At 59.9% G+C, this 16,931-nt stretch carries 17 protein-coding genes and 1 pseudogene; 8 read left to right on the top strand and 10 right to left on the bottom strand.

The window, feature by feature from the left end; genetic code table 11:
• Nucleotides 1-157: 157 nt before the first annotated feature.
• Complete coding sequence (locus B0G75_RS00730) at nucleotides 158-364, top strand: hypothetical protein (protein ID WP_106299703.1); 207 nt, start codon at nucleotides 158-160, stop codon at nucleotides 362-364.
• A 168-nt stretch (nucleotides 365-532) separates the two neighbouring features.
• On the opposite strand, the gene B0G75_RS00725 is transcribed toward B0G75_RS00730, so the two are convergent.
• From B0G75_RS00725 to B0G75_RS41115, 3 genes are all read right to left on the bottom strand, one after another.
• Complete coding sequence (locus tag B0G75_RS00725) at nucleotides 533-802, bottom strand: DUF6723 family protein (RefSeq protein ID WP_258194198.1); 270 nt, start codon at nucleotides 800-802, stop codon at nucleotides 533-535.
• Nucleotides 803-813: 11 nt separating this feature from the next.
• Complete coding sequence (locus B0G75_RS00720; RefSeq protein WP_106299699.1) at nucleotides 814-1,098, bottom strand: hypothetical protein; 285 nt, start codon at nucleotides 1,096-1,098, stop codon at nucleotides 814-816.
• Between the two features lie 570 nt (nucleotides 1,099-1,668).
• Nucleotides 1,669-1,800 carry a hypothetical protein gene (locus B0G75_RS41115; RefSeq protein WP_258194197.1) on the bottom strand — a complete coding sequence of 44 codons (132 nt, stop codon included), beginning with the start codon at nucleotides 1,798-1,800 and terminating at the stop codon, nucleotides 1,669-1,671.
• A gap of 445 nt (nucleotides 1,801-2,245) precedes the next feature.
• Between B0G75_RS41115 and B0G75_RS00710 the strand changes: the two genes are divergently transcribed.
• Complete coding sequence (locus B0G75_RS00710; RefSeq protein ID WP_012428801.1) at nucleotides 2,246-2,854, top strand: RNA polymerase factor sigma-70; 609 nt, start codon at nucleotides 2,246-2,248, stop codon at nucleotides 2,852-2,854.
• Complete coding sequence (locus B0G75_RS00705; RefSeq protein ID WP_106299695.1) at nucleotides 2,841-3,044, top strand: zf-HC2 domain-containing protein; 204 nt, start codon at nucleotides 2,841-2,843, stop codon at nucleotides 3,042-3,044. Before B0G75_RS00710 ends, B0G75_RS00705 begins: the two co-directional genes overlap by 14 nt.
• Before the next feature lie 74 nt (nucleotides 3,045-3,118).
• Here B0G75_RS00705 and B0G75_RS00700 read toward each other — a convergent pair whose 3' ends face one another.
• Complete coding sequence (locus tag B0G75_RS00700) at nucleotides 3,119-3,409, bottom strand: DUF1272 domain-containing protein (protein ID WP_106299693.1); 291 nt, start codon at nucleotides 3,407-3,409, stop codon at nucleotides 3,119-3,121.
• Between the two features lie 134 nt (nucleotides 3,410-3,543).
• Nucleotides 3,544-4,150 (bottom strand): annotated as a pseudogene (locus tag B0G75_RS00695) (gluconate transporter); the annotation flags it as partial.
• A 106-nt stretch (nucleotides 4,151-4,256) separates the two neighbouring features.
• Between B0G75_RS00695 and B0G75_RS00690 the strand changes: the two are divergent.
• Complete coding sequence (locus tag B0G75_RS00690) at nucleotides 4,257-5,243, top strand: sulfonate ABC transporter substrate-binding protein (protein ID WP_106299691.1); 987 nt, start codon at nucleotides 4,257-4,259, stop codon at nucleotides 5,241-5,243.
• A 48-nt stretch (nucleotides 5,244-5,291) separates the two neighbouring features.
• On the opposite strand, the gene arsC is transcribed toward B0G75_RS00690, so the two are convergent.
• Nucleotides 5,292-5,651 carry an arsenate reductase (glutaredoxin) gene (gene arsC / locus B0G75_RS00685; RefSeq protein ID WP_106299689.1) on the bottom strand — a complete coding sequence of 120 codons (360 nt, stop codon included), beginning with the start codon at nucleotides 5,649-5,651 and terminating at the stop codon, nucleotides 5,292-5,294.
• Between the two features lie 1,118 nt (nucleotides 5,652-6,769).
• Here arsC and parA point away from each other — a divergent pair.
• Nucleotides 6,770-7,432 carry a ParA family partition ATPase gene (gene parA / locus B0G75_RS00680; RefSeq protein ID WP_012428795.1) on the top strand — a complete coding sequence of 221 codons (663 nt, stop codon included), beginning with the start codon at nucleotides 6,770-6,772 and terminating at the stop codon, nucleotides 7,430-7,432.
• A 25-nt stretch (nucleotides 7,433-7,457) separates the two neighbouring features.
• On the top strand, nucleotides 7,458-8,516 hold the full coding sequence (locus tag B0G75_RS00675; protein WP_106299687.1) for a ParB/RepB/Spo0J family partition protein: 1,059 nt from the start codon (nucleotides 7,458-7,460) through the stop codon (nucleotides 8,514-8,516).
• Nucleotides 8,517-8,573: 57 nt separating this feature from the next.
• On the opposite strand, the gene B0G75_RS00670 is transcribed toward B0G75_RS00675, so the two are convergent.
• Complete coding sequence (locus B0G75_RS00670; RefSeq protein ID WP_106299685.1) at nucleotides 8,574-9,923, bottom strand: replication initiation protein; 1,350 nt, start codon at nucleotides 9,921-9,923, stop codon at nucleotides 8,574-8,576.
• A gap of 2,086 nt (nucleotides 9,924-12,009) precedes the next feature.
• On the opposite strand from B0G75_RS00670, the gene B0G75_RS00660 reads away from it, so the two are divergent.
• Nucleotides 12,010-13,215, top strand: coding sequence for a DNA-binding protein (locus B0G75_RS00660; protein WP_106299681.1), 1,206 nt, complete (start codon nucleotides 12,010-12,012; stop codon nucleotides 13,213-13,215).
• Nucleotides 13,216-13,286: 71 nt separating this feature from the next.
• Here the strand turns inward: B0G75_RS00660 and B0G75_RS00655 are convergent, their stop codons facing one another.
• The 3 genes from B0G75_RS00655 to B0G75_RS00645 all read right to left on the bottom strand — a co-directional run bounded on the left by B0G75_RS00655 (nucleotide 13,287) and on the right by B0G75_RS00645 (nucleotide 15,571).
• A complete protein-coding gene (locus tag B0G75_RS00655) occupies nucleotides 13,287-14,369 on the bottom strand; it encodes a tyrosine-type recombinase/integrase (RefSeq protein WP_106299679.1) in 1,083 nt (360 codons plus the stop codon).
• A gap of 62 nt (nucleotides 14,370-14,431) precedes the next feature.
• The gene (locus B0G75_RS00650) at nucleotides 14,432-14,827 is read right to left on the bottom strand and encodes a DUF2471 domain-containing protein (protein WP_106299677.1); all 396 of its coding nucleotides are present in this window, start codon (nucleotides 14,825-14,827) and stop codon (nucleotides 14,432-14,434) included.
• 105 nt (nucleotides 14,828-14,932) lie between these two features.
• Nucleotides 14,933-15,571, bottom strand: coding sequence for a helix-turn-helix domain-containing protein (locus tag B0G75_RS00645; RefSeq protein WP_106299675.1), 639 nt, complete (start codon nucleotides 15,569-15,571; stop codon nucleotides 14,933-14,935).
• 149 nt (nucleotides 15,572-15,720) lie between these two features.
• Between B0G75_RS00645 and B0G75_RS00640 the strand changes: the two genes are divergently transcribed.
• A complete protein-coding gene (locus B0G75_RS00640; protein ID WP_106299673.1) occupies nucleotides 15,721-16,920 on the top strand; it encodes a glycine C-acetyltransferase in 1,200 nt (399 codons plus the stop codon).
• Nucleotides 16,921-16,931 lie beyond the last annotated feature (11 nt).

Genomic DNA, 16,931 nt, shown 5'->3' with positions numbered 1-16,931 from the left:
TACTTTTGCCTTGTCAATCAAGCATGCTTTCGGCCTAGGACGTTTTTAGGCAAACGGATGTTTGCTACCGTCCCGTTCGGGCCGAAATTGACGCGTCAGGCATAAACGACCGTGACGTGCGCCGCACAAGCACGTCCAATTGATGGAGGAACGAGCCATGAATTCGAATTACGCAGGTAAATCCCACGACGAAGCCGTCGCTGCTCGGAAGAAGGAAAAGCAGCGGGCACAGGAACAAGCCGGAGGCGAGATGGCGGTCGATGGTACGGAGGCGGACGCCGCGCATAGCAGCGGCGAATTGTCAGAACGCGGCAAGGAAGTGTGGCGCCGCGGTAGCGGCATGGATGGTGGCGGGAAGATTTAGTCGCCGGTAGCGCGGCGGGCCTGTCGTCATGCGCCGCTACGCAGCCCTTCGCGTTGGGTGATTTGCGGTGGCGAGGTGGCGGCTTGCCCGGCCACGCAGGCGTGGCGTTGTGTCTTGCCGCTCGATTGCCGTTGCATCGCGAGATTGCTTGGCTCTGCATTCAGCGCGTCATTCCGGCACTGCGATGTCGCCATCCACCAATTGCCAGCCATAGGTTTCGGCGAACGACTGCGCGGCTTCGGCGCGTTCGAAAAAAGGCATGTCGGCGTGCCCCTGGAACGGGTAGATCACCCGTTCGTCGCTCAAGCGGATCACTTTCAGCGTCGGCACGGTGCCGCTCGAAGTACGGCGCGACGACGCCATCACCTGATAGTTCTCGCGGCCCGTGAGAGCAGGCAGATTCGCGCTCTGTGCGCGCCTGGAAGCTTGACTTGCCATTGTCGCGCGCATCAGAGTCCAGCGATCGACTGGCCGGCAACCATGCCGTCGATGACCTGCTCTGCATAGCTGGTTGAAGCAATGCGCGCGTCGCCGGCGGCGCCGAACGGCGAACGACTCGGCACGCGAAACACGCGGCTGGCGGTCATGGTGTCGTCGGTGCCGCGCCGGCAGATTCGCACGGCGGCATCGAAGCCCGAATCGTAGTGGCGGATGCCGTCGAGACCGCTCGGCTGGTGCGGATACACCAACGGATAGATCTCAAGACCTCGATAGCTTCTGATCGTATTGCCCATGATGCTCGTCTCCGGTGATGGTTTTCGTGGAACGTGGCTTGGTTGTCGGGCGCAATGCCCGCCAGATCGCGGCGTACCAGCGAAACGTGGTGTTGATCAACGATGTGCCCAAAGAACGGCCGATTCAATCAGGCCATATTGACGACACCGAGGAACTGCTTGGGAGGAAGGGACCCTGTTCGGTTCAGGGCGCTGTGATGCGAGGCGTTTGCGTCAGGGACTGCGCGCGGTGCGCAGGACAACTGCAAGCTGTTGACCCACTGTAACACGTTAGTAGGGTGAGCGTTGACCGCATTTGTGTGCCGGGCGCGAGTGTTGCTTCGGAGTGCCGGGTATTGTTTTCCGCTCGTCTAATGTGTTGCTTCCTGTGGACCATGTGTTTTCCGGATTTTTATTGGCCGACGGCGCTTGCCGTGTTGATCCAAGCGTTCGCCTCGCTACGCGGAAGACCTCACGCCGGCATCACGCTGCCGGTCTGATGTTCTTGCCCAAAAACAAAGGGCGCCGAATTGGCGCCCTTCCTTTGACTTTGAAAGCTTCCTCGTCGACGGGTCCGCGCCCGTCAGCCGATCAGTTGCCGAAAAACACGTTGCAGTAGGATGCCGGGCCATTGCATTGCGACGGAGTGGCAGCGTGAGCGGCGCCGGAAGCGGCTGCAAACAGGGCGACGGAAGCGATCAGGGCGGAAAGAATGCGTTTCATGGTGCTGCTCCTCAGCGTTTGGTTCGCGATCTGGTGCGATCGATGGCTGAAGAATATCGATTGAGCGTCCGCCGAAAAACAACGAAGACGATAAGACTTTATTTCAAATCCTGAAATAAACGGGTCGACTATCCGGTGCAATTTCGAGCCCGGATAGGCTGTGGGCGTTCCTTGTACGGCAATGCACTGCCCACACTACATGTCGGCGATTTCAATTTTCGCAATAATTTATTGCCGTTGTCATAACTGCTCGCGCGGCGCGACTACATTCATCTAGTCATCGTTTATGGTCGAGCCTATGTTCAATACCCATTCGATTGCACAGGCGCTCGGGGGAGAATGGCGCACAAGCTTAGCCACAGTGCGAGGAAAATCACCGGCTCATGAATCGCCACGATCCAACAAAAGACATGCGCAAGCCAGCGTTGCGTCAACGGGGCCGTCCATGGCGCAAGTAGGCGGCCCGGCGCTCGACGATCCCGTTTATCTGACGCAACTGCGGCGCGACCTGGTGCGTTTTGCCCGTTTGCAACTGCGCGATGCCGCCGCCGCGGAAGATGCCGTCCAGGAAGCGCTCGCCGCGGCATGGACGCAAGCCGATCGCTTCGCCGCGCAATCGGAACACAAGACCTGGGTGTTCGGCATCCTGCGGCACAAACTCGTCGACACCCTGCGCGCGCGGAGACGCACGATCAATCTGTCGGCGCTCGAGTCCGAGCTCGACGGTGAAGGCTTGCTCGATCGCGAGCTATTCAAGGACAACGGCCACTGGTCGCGCGAAAGCAAGCCGCGCCCGTGGCCGACACCTGAAACCGTGCTGCGTCAGCAACAGTTCTGGACCTTGTTCGAGATGTGCCTGGAACGCTTGCCCGAGCACATCGGACGCGTGTTCATGATGCGCGAATTCCTCGATCTCGAGACCGAGGCAATTTGCGCCGAACTGCAGATGACCGCCAATCATTGCAGCGTGCTGATCTATCGCGCGCGGCTACGCTTGCGCACTTGCCTGAGCGAAAAGGGCCTATCCAGCGAGGACGCCAATGGGGAAATGTAAGCACATCACGCGCTTGTTATCAGACGCCCTCGACCGCTCCTTGACGACCGGCGAGTGGGTCGCGATCCGCCTGCATCTGCCGACCTGCAGTGGCTGCCGCAACTATCGAAAGCAGATCCGTCTGCTGCGCGTGGCGGCGCATACCGTCGGCGGCATCGCGGCGCCGGGCGCGGCGAATAGCGACGATTGAAGCACGCGGCGCGTACGGCACGCACGGTGCGTCATGCTTTCGTGCCACGGGCGCGTGTGAGCGCGCCATCTGATCTAGCGCTCGCCGGGCGGCGTGTCCCGATAGCGCTCGAAGAAACGCGCGTGCGACGCTTCGTCGATCGAAACGGGATGCGGCGCGGTGCCGGCCGGATGTTTCTCAAGCTGCGCGCGCGTACGAACCGGTCGATGCTGGAAATTGCCGCCGCAATTCGGACACACGTTGCGCAGCGTAGTGAGCGCACACATTTCGCAGAAGGTGCACTCGTACGTGCAGATCATGGCGTCCGACGCGTTCGGCGGAAGTGACTTGCCGCATCCTTCACAGGACGGTCTCAGTTCTAGCATGGTGGCTCCGCGTTTTCAGGGAAGCGCGCTGCGGGACCGCAGTTCGCCTGCCGGGCAGTGTAAGCGGCGCGGGCCGCCCGGAATGGACAGCCGCGCATCAATTCCTGCCAACGTCGCGAGAGCCTGGTTCGGCGTCAAGTCAGCACGGTCCACAACACCAGCGTGAGCGCGAGGCCGACGACGGACACGATCGTCTGCAACACCGACCAGACCAGCACGGTCTGTTTCAATTGCAGCCCGAAATACTCGCGGACCATCCAGAAGCCGGCATCGTTCACGTGGCAGAAGAACAGCGACCCCGCGCCGATGGCGAGCGCCATCGGCGAATTGTGCGTCGTACTCAGACCGGCGACGACCGGCGCGACGATGCCGGCCGTGGTCGTCGTGGCAACCGTTGCCGAGCCCGTCGCCTGGCGCAGCGCGACGGCGATCAGCCATGCCAGCAAAATCAGCGGCATGTGAGCGCCGACCGCGATCTTGGCGATGGTCGAGAACTGATGCCCGCCACTACGAGCGCCTGCTTAACACCGCCGCCGGCGCCGATGGTCAGCAGCAGCGCGGCGATCGGCGGCAAGCTTTTGCGCAGAATCCCGCCAACGCGCTCGCGCGCCATGCCCCGCGCGACCATCCCAGCGCCACGACGGCGAACAGCACGGTGAGACCGAGCGCGATCAGCGGCTCACCCAGGAAATTCAGCGTGTTGAATAGGAACGTTTCGGGCTGGAGCAGCAACTTGGCGACCGCGTGATTTGCTTATGCGAATTTATCGGTTCGTCCAGGCTTGCAGACGAATTATTGTCGGAGCCAATCGGTCCGTTTTGCGTCCGTCCTTTTTACGAGCCCTCTCATGTCACGTCATCCGCTGCTCACACGCCGCGCATTCATTGCCGGCGTGGGCGCAACGCTCGCCGCCGCCACGCTGCCCGTCGTTTCCACGTCCGCCTTTGCCGCCGACGCGCACGCCAAGGAATTCCGCATCGGTTATCAGAAAGCCGCCAATACGCTTGTGTTGCTCAAGGCGCACGGTACGCTCGAAAAACGGCTCGCGCCGCTCGGCATCACCGTCAAATGGATCGAGTTTGCTGCCGGACCGCAGTTGCTGGAAGGACTGAATGTCGGCGCCATCGACTTCGGCTATGTCGGCGAGGCGCCGCCCGTGTTCGCGCAGGCCGCCGGCGCGAACTTCGTCTACGTCGCCTATGAAGTCCCGACGCCGCATGCCGAAGGCATTCTCGTGCATCGGGATGCGCCGATCAAAGCGCTGGCCGATCTGAAGGGCAAGAAAATAGCCCTCAACAAAGGTTCGGATGTTCACTGGTTTCTGGTCGCCGCGCTACAGAAAGCCGGCGTGAAGTACAGCGAGATTCAGCCGGTCTATCTGGCGCCAGCGGATGCGCGCGCCGCCTTCGAACGCGGGGCGATCGATGCATGGGCGATCTGGGACCCGTTCCTCGAAGCGGCGAAGCGGCAGTCGAACGCGCGCTTGCTCGCGGATGCCGACGGCATTGTGAGCCATCACCAGTTCTTCCTGAGCGCGCGGTCGTTCGCGGAACAGAACGCCGAAGTGCTCGCGATCACGATGGACGACGTGGGCAAAGAAGGCGCATGGGTGCGCGGGCATTACAGCGAGGCTGCCGCGCAACTCGCGCCGATTCAAGGGCTCGACGCGGGCGTGATCGAAGCGGGTTTGCGGCACTACGCGCACGTGTACAAACCCGTCGATGCGACGGTGCTTGCGGAACAGCAACGTATCGCCGATACCTTCAGCGAGTTGCGCATCATTCCGACGAAGATCGTTACCAGGGATGCGGCGTTGCCGGGGAGCAAAGTCTAATTTGCTGGCTTGATACTCTGCTTCGATTTGAGCGCTTCGTTACGCCATTCATGCGAATAACGCGGCGACGTTTTCCGGCGGGCGGCCGATTACGGCTCGCCCGTTTCGCACGACGATCGGCCGTTGCAGAAGGATCGGATGATTTGCCAATGCTTCGTATAACTGAGTGTCAGTCAGTGCGAGGTCGGAAAGCTGGAGTTCCTTGTATTCGGCTTCGGTGTCGCGAATCATTTCATGGACGGTGCAGCCTAGTTGCGCGTTGAGTTGCTTGAGTTGTTCGACCGTGAGCGGATGCTTCAGATATTCGACGATTTCTGTGGCTTCGTTTGTGCTGTTGTAGGTGGTGGTGATCAGCTCGCATGCGGCGCGCGATTTTGAGCAACGGGGGTTGTGGTAGATCGTGATCATGGGTTTTTGGGGTGGTCTGAGCGGTTTGGGAGGAGTGTGCGCGGCGGCAGTTGGGTGGGATTTTAGCGGGTGCGGAGTCGGCCGGTTGGTGCGTTTGCTGGGGAGCTTTGTGTATTTGACGGGTTGCTCGGTACGCAGTGGATTTGGGTCTGTTCGGAGACGGCGACGCTTGTGTAATCGTGCGGCGCGCTTGGTGCCACACCCGGCTGTCTTCCGTGGCGATGAGGCATTTTTTTGCTCGCTTCGTTTCTGAATTTATTGCTCGTCAGCGGAACGGTATTGAGCGCGGCGGCTCATGCTGGTGCTCTATCAATCGCGCCCCCTGCATGAACAGGACTTGGCGAGCGTCCGAAAAGATGGGGCGCCGAGGCGAGGATCCATGAACTGCCGGCGAGTGCGACCGGTGATGGGTTGACCAAGCGGCTGAGTGTTGAACGGCGCCTGTCCTCGGTGGCTCGATTTTTCGGTTTATGCGCATAAACCGTGCGGCCGACTTTTAGCCGCAGCCATCTTTTCAAGCGCCGCGCTCTCCAATTTACGCACGCCGTCTACGCGGGTCGTCCGCGCTCGTGGGTGCGTGCCTATTGCCTGGTGCCCGGGCTCCCGGTTTCCGGCGCGAAGCTTGCCCACTGCTTCGATGCACTAAGCTACTAGCCAGCTCGCTCCGGCAGCGCCATTACAACCAGCCCTGCTGCGACTACTTTATGCGCATAAATCTCGCGGTCTGTTTCATCGAACGATCGCGCGTCCAGCGCCAACGCACCTCAAGTAGCCAACGACGTCAGCGCTGATAAATACAGCTATCCGGACACGGCAAATCCCACTCGGGTTGATGCCGCACTGACCAAACCTCTGGGGTCCTCTGCGCGCAGGAAGCAGTTTTCAATCTGCCGCCACTCTGAGCCACTGGACCACGCACGTCATCGACCTAACCGGTCAGCTGATACATCGCCCTCACTGCCTTTCCTAACCGCGCCAGCGCCCGCAGCAGCGTCCGCATCCTTTATGCGCATAAACCTATCCCGAACGGCTAATCCGTCTTTTGTTTACACAAAAACGATTGAAATAGAAATTCATCCAGGTAAAATCCATCTGCGTCTAAAAAGAGGAGGTGAAGATTGGCAGCAGAAATCATCGCGGTAACTCAGCAAAAGGGCGGGGTCGGCAAGAGCACAATCGCGATGCACCTCGGCGCTGCGTTTCATGAGAAAGGCAAACGCGTCCTCGTCGTGGACGCAGACGGTCAAAACACGTTGATCCACTGGGCCAGCGCATCATCAGACGGCGACACGGGTATCCCTTTTCCCGTCGTCAATCTTTCCGAAGCAGGCAGCCAGATCCATCGCGAGATCAAGAAGTTCGTGTCCGACTACGACATCATCGTCGTCGACTGCCCGCCTTCTATCACCGAGAAAGTCTCCGGCGTCGTCCTTCTCGCTGCAAGCGTCGCGGTGATCCCGACATCGTCATCGCCCGCCGACTATTGGTCGAGCATTGGATTGGTGAAGCTCGTCCAGCAGGCTCAGGTGATGAACGAGGATCTGCGTGCGGTCTTCCTGCTCAATAAGACCGAAGAAAAGCGGATGCTGACGCGTGAACTGAAGCGCGCGTTGGAAGAGCTCGGGTTCCCGCTGCTCAAGACACAGATCCCAACACGCGAGGCCTACAAGCAGGCCATGGCGTTGGGACAAACAGTGCTTCAGATGAATGATCGCGGCGCCAAGCTGGCCGCCATCGAAGTACGGGCGTGCGCGAATGAGATCGCCGCCTTGCTCCCGTGAAATTTATGCGCATAAAGGACCCTGAATGAAACCCTCCCAATTCGCCAAAGGCTTTCAAGCACGTCCTGACTCAACCAGCAGCGAAAAGCGAACCGCGCTCGATCGACTGAACGCTATCGACGGCCTGGTCAAGAATGATCCGACGAGTAGCGAGGCGGCGAGACGCACCATCGCGCCCGTCCTGCCGTCGCCGAGCGTTATCGAAGTCGACGCCGCTGACGCAGCCAATGAATCGGCGGCCTACCGCACGTGGCGGAACGAGCACGGCTACCGGCCGGGCCAGGTCATCGAGTTGGCGCTCAAGACGATCAAGCCGAGCCCGTTCAATCCGCGACATTTCTATCTGAAGTCGTCGATTGCCGAGCTCGCTGTCAACCTGGCCAAGCAGGGGCAGCAGCAGGCGATTCACGTTATTCCGGATTACGACAATCCCGGCACCTACTACGTCAGCGATGGCGGGCGGCGGGTGCGGGCGCTGAAAGAGGCGAACAAGGAAACGGTGAAGGCGATCGTCATTGATCTGCCGATCGGTATCCAGAGCTACAAGCTCGGCTACGACCTCAACGTCCAGCGCGATTCGCAGACGGTGTTCGACAACGCGGTCGTATGGAAACGCTTTCTCGACGACCGGCATTTCCAGAGTCAGAAGGAACTTGCCGAACACCTCGGGCTAGACGAGTCGACGGTTGCGGTCGCCTTGTCGATCGCCAAATTGCCTGAGGTCGTTATGCACGAGATGGTCGCGCGACCGGACCGCTTCGGCTCGAACATGGCGTATCAGGTGGGTCGCTATCACACTGCCCGCGGCGCCGACGCAACGCTACGCCTGATCAACAAGATCCTCTCGGATGATCTGAGTACGCGGCAAGTCGCGGACATCGTCAAAGGAAGAGCGACCGCCCAGGAAAGCACCAAACCTGCGGGCCGGCAACGCTACGCTCAGCGTCTGGAAATCAAACTCGACGGCGTGTCAGTCGGCGATCTCAAATCGTATGGGGATGATCGAATCGAACTGCGCTTGAAGGGGCTCACGCGTGAAAAGCGCGACGACATCCTTCGGCAGATTGAAAAGATGTTGAAGTAGGACCGACTGTAGAGCGATGGGGTGGCGCGGCAGCAGATAGCCGCACCCCATCAGTAATTACGCCGCGCGCGATTGGCTCAGCGTGAAGGCAAGCAAATCACCGTCGGTAGGCTCACCCCAGGTCTTGCGAGCCAGCCAATCGAAGAATGCCGTTTCGACGATCTTCGAATCCAGCCCGCGACGACGCCAGTCGTCGCGCATGTGCGTGCCGAGTCCCGGCAATTCATCTTCCTCAAACGACTGCCGCGCGATCTCCCGCTCGGACTCACCTTGTTCGTCGTACAACTCACGCGCTTCCTTGCGGCGAAACGCCGAGTACTCGCCAAGCAGGCGCGCCTTGAGGTCGTCGGCCGGCGCGGCAACCGCGGCCTTGCCGCCACTACCCGACGGCAGCGCTTCGACCGGCGGCGCGTAACCTTTCTTCAACGCGTCCTTGAACAGCGCCGGCGCGCTGCGCACCGGCGGCAACGACGTGCTGCGCATGCGTTGCTCGGTCATCTGGAGTGCGGCGCGAATGCGATTTTCTTCGCTGTCGGCGTAGAGCGTTTGCGCTTCTTTCAACGGGATGCCGATCTTCACCATCCGGTCGACCAGCGTACTGTCGAACACGTTCGGATGTTCGTCGAGCGCGAGCATCGGCTGCTTGCGTTCGGTCACGCGGAACTGGATCTCGGCGACCCGTCGCCCCTCGCGATGTTCGATCAGTTCGACAAAGATATTGGTGACGGCGTTGACCTCGGCAATGGCCGGGCGCAAGTAATCACGCTTGAAGTATTTATATTCGCGCTTTGCTTCGTCGCCCGCCTCTGTGTCCGGCGTGCCGGAGAGGATAGGGCGCCACCATTCCCACGTCTCGCGCATCGTCAGATGGCTCGGGTTGGTCAGATAGCGCACACAAATCTCGTACAGCGCGAGGCCAGCGCTACTGCGCAGCTGGCTCTGGAACTGGAGACTCAGGCGTGCGTACTGGACCGGATCGAGCAGCTTCTTCTTGATCTTCGGCGCAAATGAGAATTCCACCCAGACACGCCGAGTGGTCGGGTCTTCGAGAATTTCCGCGTCGGCAATCAGCGTGGAAATACCCCATTTCCGACCCGGCTTCTGGCTGGACGTGCCGGTGCTCCATTCAACCTGCACCGACACCATGCGCCGCAAGTGCTCCTTGACGAGCGCGGTGTCGTTGGAATCAAACGCGGAGTTTGCGACGATGTCGGACAGCAAGGCCCGATACGTGTCGCCAGATTCATCTGCTTGCTGAGCGACGGCCAGGAGCACGTTGAACAGCTTACGGGTAAGGAGCGTGATTTTGCCGCTTTTGGGCTGAATCGCGATCGCCTCGACGGCTTTGCGCAATTCGGCCGAGCTCGGGCTGACTACGTCGGTCTTCTTCGCGCGCTTCGTGGCCATGCGTCTGGTCGAGGAGGGATTTGGCGAGAGCATACCGGCTGCGGTGATACGCGTCTATAGCGTGGATCTCACCGTTGCGGGTGAAGCGAGTTTACGAGGCGCAACTCACCTCGAACAACTCCCGAAAACCCTCACCTCAGCCGTTTCGCCCCAAGTTCGGGCCGTCCTTGCAGGTCGCGGGCTTGGCAAATTCGGAGCATTTCTGCCGCGAGCGCGAAGGCAGGCCATCCAATCCCGAATCTTCTCACCTCAAAAAAACTGGTGAATTTTGACGGGTGTGCGGCTGCGGACTGGACGCTCAAATGGTCGATCAAATCGATGAACAAGTTTTAAGCATTATTTGGCAGGAGGGCAGTAGTGTGCCGGTGCAATCGTGAGAAACCGACATGCGAACCATCGAATCGATGTCACCTTGACGAGCAACGCCCCGTATATGTGCGACGCCATGCGAAGAGCCCGCTGAGCCCAGCTACAAGCGCCGGCCTGCGTTCATCGGCCCGCACCGCGCAAGCCCCCCCCCGCGAAATCGCCATGCAGCCCCGCGAGCGTTCTCTCTACAGACGTCGCAAGCTTTCCAACCACGTACCGGCCCAGATCCACAACGCCCGAGTTCGTGCATCGATGCAACTACCACTTGTGCTACGGCGACGGTTGGTGCCGACCAAGACGTCTTGAGCCGATGGGCTCGGCTCTTCCATCTCACGGCCCCCGAAAAACCTCACCTTAATCCAGCCGGAGCGCTCGAAACGACGCGGCCTTCAGCCGTGTTGTGCTCCAAAAGCACCAAAAACCAGTCCCGAAAAACCTCACCATAGAGGCTTCTGACGGTCTCCAATCACCTCAATCATGAGCCCCGAAAAACCTCACCTTGACAAAAACATGAAAAAATATCCAATGATTTCAATGTTTTATAGCTTCCATCATGCGACTCCAACTGCAACCTCTCCCGAAAAATCTCACCTCAACGCCCATCTATGTGAAATCCGGCCATTTCTCATCCCAGCCGCCACGGTCCTGAAAAATCTCACCGTTCGATCTTTGCGCCCCTGAACCGCGAATGGATTCAGCAGCGTCAGCAGGGCTTTTCCGGCCGGTGGAAGCCGTTTTGGTCCTGTATTTCCTCACCTTCATGATCGTCAAGCGCCCTGACGTCTCCCGCAAAACCTCACCTTTGATCCAAACCGGGTGCATTTCAAGGACGGCAGACGACACAAAACCCGACCTCCCGAATTCCCTCACCTTTGACCGCCGGCGATCCACCACATCATCTGCGTCGACCACGGCTTTCCAGCTGAAACCAAGGCCCACTCCCGAAAACGCTCACCTTAGGCATCGAAATGCACAGAAATAAGGCAAAAACGCCACCTCTGCCCCGTAAAGCCTCACCTTCGGTTCCCGTTTTCTCCTGACTTGGCTCACCAAAGGGGTTAACGAGCTCAAAATAAAGTCGAAAATGGGCTGACGAACACATCCCGAAAGCGCTCACCTTCGCCCTAATCCAGCCTTGAGCTGACTTTCGAGCGCTGCCGGGCGATCCGCGGCATTCAGGTCCCGCAAAATCTCACCTTTGGCCGAGTCGCACTTTTGGAGTCGTTCCTGAACCCGCTCACGTTCTGTCCCGGACCCGCTCACCGAGGCCCCCGAACCTCATCACTCGACATTCCCGCAAGACCTCACCACCTCTCCCGCAAAGCTTCACCTTACCAGGCTGGAACCCTTGCCAGATAAGGCTTTGCCGTGGCGTTAACGTTTTTAACATGGGTTCAAAGGTGTTTACTTTTATTACTCTCTAGAATTTCCCCCCGCGCGTCCTTCGGACAAAGCCTCCAACCCAAGGAGGCAAACATGACGCGTTCGTGAAACAGTGCGCGATCGTTGGAAAGGCTCTAAAAACTCTTTCTTTACAAGACCTTATTGGCTATTCTTCGTTTTGTTTCACGGAAAAAACCAACTAGCACGAATCCACCGCCCCACGGGTGATAGCAAAACAGCCCTGTTTTCCACTTCGTACCCTAACCCATAAATACGTAGCAAACAGTACGTAAATTGTTATGATTCATCCAATTCGAGCGACATCGAGGTATACATGAATCTGGATCAGGAACGGCAGGCCATTCGAGACGAGCTCGAAACGCTGCGAGCTAACGGCGCACGGCGACAAGAACTTTCGCTGCACGCATGCAAACGGCTGTTTTTTGATCTGGGAATTCGCCCGTCCATGGCTGCGGTTCGTGATCTGACTCAGACCGGCAGCGCGAGCGACATTCCAAAGGACATCGACCACTTTTGGGAGCGCATCCGGAATGTATCGCGTGTGAAAGTCGGCGCAGGCGCTATTCCGAAAGCGCTTGAAGACCGAGCGGGCGAATTGCTGGGCGCACTTTTTGAAGAAGCCGTTTCACATGCGCGCACCACTCTTAACGACGAGCGCCAGGAAATTCGTGCGCAAATCACCGCCGCTGACCAGCGCGCTAGGGAAGCGGAGATTCGCCGTCAAGCGTCGGAAGACGCGATCAAACGCAGCGAGTTGCGAGCAGAGGCGGCTTGGGAACGCGTTCGCGTACTGGAAAGCGAGTTGTCTAGCGCGGCCACACACGGAAATGCTCACCAGGAAGGTTTACAGGCAACGGTGCGCCGGCTCGAGCACGAAAACGAAGCGCTTCGTCAACGGCTCGACAACGAATTCGCGAACAACGCGACCCTACGGGACCGGATCGATGCATTGCACGTCGAATTGCGCCAAAGCACCGAACACTATGCGCAACAGATCAAGGACGCCGTCGCCGAAGCCGAGCGGCGCGTCAAGCCGATGCTGGTCGAACTCGATTCGTTGCGCAGCATGGCGGCCACTTATCAGTCCGGGGTGCGCGACGCGAGCCGCAAGGAATTTGAGTTTATTCAGCAAATCGCCGCGGCCAAGGCGCGCGGCGACCGGCTCGACGCCCAATTGCGCGAGCAATCGGATGAAGTAGACGCGCTCACGAAAGAAGTCGCCGTTCTGCGTGGTCAGCAAGGGATCGATCCGGCGATTGCGAATCTGCTCTGCTCGCTAGTCGAAGCGGGCCGCTTGACGGGCGACGAATTAAAAGCGATTGGCACGGCGGTGGATGGTCACGTCGCCCTTCCTCTACGGTGCCCAAAATGTGAGGAAGGTGAGCCTGAACTGTCGCAAGTGGATCACCGCTTCGAACTGCAATGTCCGGAGTGCGATCACTCGTCGGGCCTCGGCGGATCAAGGCTGGAGGCGGTTAGCCGGTTTCTGTCCAGCGACCCGATTGCGGCGTCGGCGTAACGTTTGACGCGGTGCAATAGCGGTTAAATCGGCAAAGGTGAGGAAATTCGGGACCCGAAAGGTGAGGAATTTCAGGACTCGACGGCTCCCCTTTTCCTCGTCAAACGCCCGTCGCGTCTAGGTGCGGCTAAAGGCGGAACCGCCGGATCCGGAACGTCGGTGGCGGGAGAATCCTGCTGATCCATCCAGTTTTGCCACGCTCGATACAGACGGTTCGCCGACACCGCCTGCACAAATCCCAGCCATTGTCCGACCAGTTCCGCCTCGACTCCACTTTCGAACAGATCCGCCGCGAACGTATTCCGCAATGTTTGCGGACTGGCGCGCGACGCCCGCGACTCTGCGATTCCGGCTCCGTCGATCAAAGCGTCGACCGCGCGCAGCATGGTCGCTTTATGCATGGGCCTTCCGGAAGGCGATGCGGGAAACACCAGGTTGCCCGCCAGTTCCGACAACCGCCGTTCCGCAAGCCACGCGTCGAGAATGGCCGCGGCGAAAGGCGCGAGCCGGGTGCGCCGTGTGAGCATCGGGTTAGCTGACTCGATCGTCACCCAAGGCGTTCCGGCATTCACGCAACTAACCGTAAGCGCTGCGGCCTCGCCCGTCTTCAGCCCGCCACCTAAAAACACAGCGATCAAAGCGCGGTCGCGCCGCTCCCTCCAACGTTGCGCCGTGGACAAATCCGGCAATGGCGAAAACAGATGCGCGATCAGCGCCGTTCGTTCGGCGTGGTTGAGAAAGCCGGTCGGCTCGTTATCGCGTGCGTTCCGCCACGCTGCTTCGCCATCCTGAGCAATGAAGCGTGCCGGATTAGTCGACGCGGATTCGATTTCGCGTACATGATCGAGCACCCGCTCGATCAGCCGTAAATACCGCACTCTTTGGGTCTTTTTTACGTCGAGTCCAGCGACGAACTCGGCAATCGCGTGGGCATCGACCGTGACGAGACTTTTCTGGCGCACGCTCAGCCATTCGAGAAAAAGCCCCCATTGCGCCTGGTAGACTTCGGCGGAGGAACGGCGGAAATTCTGTTTGGCAAGCCAAGCGTCGAAAGCAATTTGCGGGTCGCGACGCCAGTCTTCACGTTGCTGATCGAAGAGATCCGTGGACGGCGCAGGTCGAGGGACCGGGGCGGTCAGATGGGGAGGTGACATAGGCTATATTTCTGTTAGTTGCACACATTGTAGGTGGCAGCCGATGGAAATGCAGCCCTCGGTCAGTCGCCCCAAGCGCGTGCACGTTTGAGAGGCGCGTTCTCCGACGGTTGCGCAACGCGATGTGCCGCCTCTTCATAGGCAGTCACCGCGAACGCGAACACCGCCGGCAGCGCCGTGGACGTGCCGAAGTCCACAGCCTCGTCCGTCTCCGGATATGGCAGGCCGGACGGCCGTTGAAAAAGGCCCAGCATCACCGCGTCGTGCCGGCTGGCAAAGCCGAGATCAGCCAGCGCTTCGGCTTCGATCGCATGCAGCAAACGCCAGGTGAGCGGTACCTGCTGAACGATGTAGCGCGCAGCAATATTGCGCACAATGCGTTCGAGATCGCGCGCCGCGGTTTGATAGCGCAGCGCGGCCAGAGCATGGTCGGTCGAGTCGGTTGTCAGGTTGTTCATGATCGGCTCCAGTCGATACCCTGTACTGTACAAATATACAGTGTCGGATGCAACCTCGGCCGAAGTGTCGATTCCGCCAACTGCTAGCCACGTCGCGCCGAAAAATCAGCCGTGAATCACCACTAGCAGCGCCTTCGCCTCGCCCTTTCCGGCGTTGCGGACTGCGTGCGGTTCGTCGGCGACATAGCGCGCGGTGTCCGCTGCCTTCAGCCGTTTCGTCGTGCCGGCCGCCTCGATTTCGATCGACCCTTGCAGCACGGTCAGATGCTCGCGCGTGCCGGGTTCGTGCGCGTTCGACACCAGCGCCCCGCCCGGCTGCAGCGTCAACTCGTACCATTCGAATTTGCCGGCCAGCTCGATCGGCCCCCACACGCGCAACTGATACTTGGCGTCGTGCCCACTCAACGTGGGAATCTCGTGCGGACCGGAGACGGCGATCGCTTCCGGCGTCTTTTGCGGCGCGAACAGCGAATCCAGGCTGACGCCGAGCGCGTTGGTCAGACGCCAAGCGACCGCGATGGTCGGATTGGCCTTGTCGCGCTCGATCTCCGAGAGCATCGATTTCGACACGCCAGCCGCGCGCGACAGATCGTCGAGCGTCATGCGCCGTTCGGCGCGCAAACGCTGAATCTGTTCGCCGACGCGCGGCGGCGCCGCGACTGCCGGCACCGATGTTGCGCCTGAAGTGGGCGCCGCGTTGGCTGCGGCGCGGCGAATACCCGAACTTGCCATTTCTTGACCCATCGTTTAGAGTTGTTCGACATACCGGATTTTAGTTCGGAAAAACGAAAATATCCGATAAAACTGACAGCCGACTATAACAGGCCGCCTCGTGGTCGCACATGCCGAACACGCTGACACAGGCGCCATCACCCATCTCAGGAGTCTGGTTCATGCGTGACCTTTATCTCGCCCATCTGCGCGGCACACTCGAGCAGATTCGCGCTGACGGCTTTTACAAGAGCGAGCGCGTGATCGCCAGCCCGCAATCGGCTGACATTCGTCTGGCTAACGGCACGGACGTGCTGAACTTCTGCGCGAACAATTATCTCGGCCTCGCCGACGACGCGCGGCTGATCGACGCCGCCAAGCAAGGACTCGACAACGACGGCTTCGGCATGGCGTCGGTGCGTTTCATCTGCGGCACGCAAACCGTGCATAAAGATCTTGAGCACGCGCTCGCCGCGTTCCTGCAAACCGACGATTGCATCCTCTACTCCAGCTGCTTCGATGCAAACGGCGGCCTGTTCGAAACTTTGCTCGACGAAAACGACGCGATCATCAGTGACGAACTGAACCACGCGAGCATCATTGACGGCGTGCGGCTTTCGAAGGCGAAGCGCTTTCGCTACAAGAACAACGACCTCGCCGACCTCGAAGCGAAGCTGATCGAAGCGAAGGCAGCCGGTGCGCGCTTCACACTGATCGCGACCGACGGCGTGTTCTCCATGGACGGCATCATCGCCAATCTCGCCGGCATCTGCGATCTGGCCGACCGTTACGGCGCGCTCGTGATGGTCGACGATTCGCACGCGGTGGGTTTTGTCGGCGAACATGGGCGCGGCACGCCGGAACATTGTGGCGTGCTGTCGCGCGTCGACATCATTACCGGCACGCTGGGTAAAGCGTTGGGCGGCGCATCGGGCGGCTACGTGGCCGCGCGCAAGGAGATCGTGGAGTTGCTGCGTCAACGCTCGCGTCCCTATCTGTTCTCGAACACGCTGACGCCGAGCATTGCCGCCGCTTCGCTGAAAGTGCTCGAACTGCTGGCAAGCGATGAAGGCGAGCAACTGCGCGCACGTGTGCGCGAAAACGGCGCGCACTTCCGCAGCAAGATGAGCGCGCTCGGCTTCACGCTCGTGCCCGGCGAACATCCGATCATTCCGGTCATGCTCGGCGACGCGCAACTCGCCTCAAAAATGGCCGACGCCCTGTTGAAAGAAGGCGTGTACGTGATCGGCTTCTCGTTCCCGGTGGTGCCGAAAGGCCGCGCACGGATTCGCACGCAGATGAGCGCCGCCCATACGCCCGAACAGATCGACCGCGCGGTGGATGCATTCGCGCGCGTCGGCCGCGAACTCGGCGTTATTTAATACGGAGGCGC

The sequence above is a fragment of the Paraburkholderia sp. BL18I3N2 genome (assembly GCF_003001875.1).
GTDB lineage: Bacteria > Pseudomonadota > Gammaproteobacteria > Burkholderiales > Burkholderiaceae > Paraburkholderia > Paraburkholderia phytofirmans.
Note: the sequence above shows the minus strand (reverse complement) of the source record. Positions and strands in the feature narration are given on the sequence as shown.

Excerpts from the sequence above, each read along its gene's own strand:
- B0G75_RS00730 (WP_106299703.1), top strand. The coding sequence starts at position 158 with ATGAATTCGAATTACGCAGGTAAATCCCACGACGAAGCCGTCGCTGCT.
- B0G75_RS00725 (WP_258194198.1), bottom strand. The coding sequence starts at position 802 with ATGGCAAGTCAAGCTTCCAGGCGCGCACAGAGCGCGAATCTGCCTGCT.
- B0G75_RS00720 (WP_106299699.1), bottom strand. The coding sequence starts at position 1,098 with ATGGGCAATACGATCAGAAGCTATCGAGGTCTTGAGATCTATCCGTTG.
- B0G75_RS41115 (WP_258194197.1), bottom strand. The coding sequence starts at position 1,800 with ATGAAACGCATTCTTTCCGCCCTGATCGCTTCCGTCGCCCTGTTTGCA.
- B0G75_RS00710 (WP_012428801.1), top strand. The coding sequence starts at position 2,246 with ATGGCGCAAGTAGGCGGCCCGGCGCTCGACGATCCCGTTTATCTGACG.
- B0G75_RS00705 (WP_106299695.1), top strand. The coding sequence starts at position 2,841 with ATGGGGAAATGTAAGCACATCACGCGCTTGTTATCAGACGCCCTCGAC.
- B0G75_RS00700 (WP_106299693.1), bottom strand. The coding sequence starts at position 3,409 with ATGCTAGAACTGAGACCGTCCTGTGAAGGATGCGGCAAGTCACTTCCG.
- B0G75_RS00690 (WP_106299691.1), top strand. The coding sequence starts at position 4,257 with ATGTCACGTCATCCGCTGCTCACACGCCGCGCATTCATTGCCGGCGTG.
- arsC (WP_106299689.1), bottom strand. The coding sequence starts at position 5,651 with ATGATCACGATCTACCACAACCCCCGTTGCTCAAAATCGCGCGCCGCA.
- B0G75_RS00675 (WP_106299687.1), top strand. The coding sequence starts at position 7,458 with ATGAAACCCTCCCAATTCGCCAAAGGCTTTCAAGCACGTCCTGACTCA.
- B0G75_RS00670 (WP_106299685.1), bottom strand. The coding sequence starts at position 9,923 with ATGGCCACGAAGCGCGCGAAGAAGACCGACGTAGTCAGCCCGAGCTCG.
- B0G75_RS00660 (WP_106299681.1), top strand. The coding sequence starts at position 12,010 with ATGAATCTGGATCAGGAACGGCAGGCCATTCGAGACGAGCTCGAAACG.
- B0G75_RS00655 (WP_106299679.1), bottom strand. The coding sequence starts at position 14,369 with ATGTCACCTCCCCATCTGACCGCCCCGGTCCCTCGACCTGCGCCGTCC.
- B0G75_RS00650 (WP_106299677.1), bottom strand. The coding sequence starts at position 14,827 with ATGAACAACCTGACAACCGACTCGACCGACCATGCTCTGGCCGCGCTG.
- B0G75_RS00645 (WP_106299675.1), bottom strand. The coding sequence starts at position 15,571 with ATGGGTCAAGAAATGGCAAGTTCGGGTATTCGCCGCGCCGCAGCCAAC.
- B0G75_RS00640 (WP_106299673.1), top strand. The coding sequence starts at position 15,721 with ATGCGTGACCTTTATCTCGCCCATCTGCGCGGCACACTCGAGCAGATT.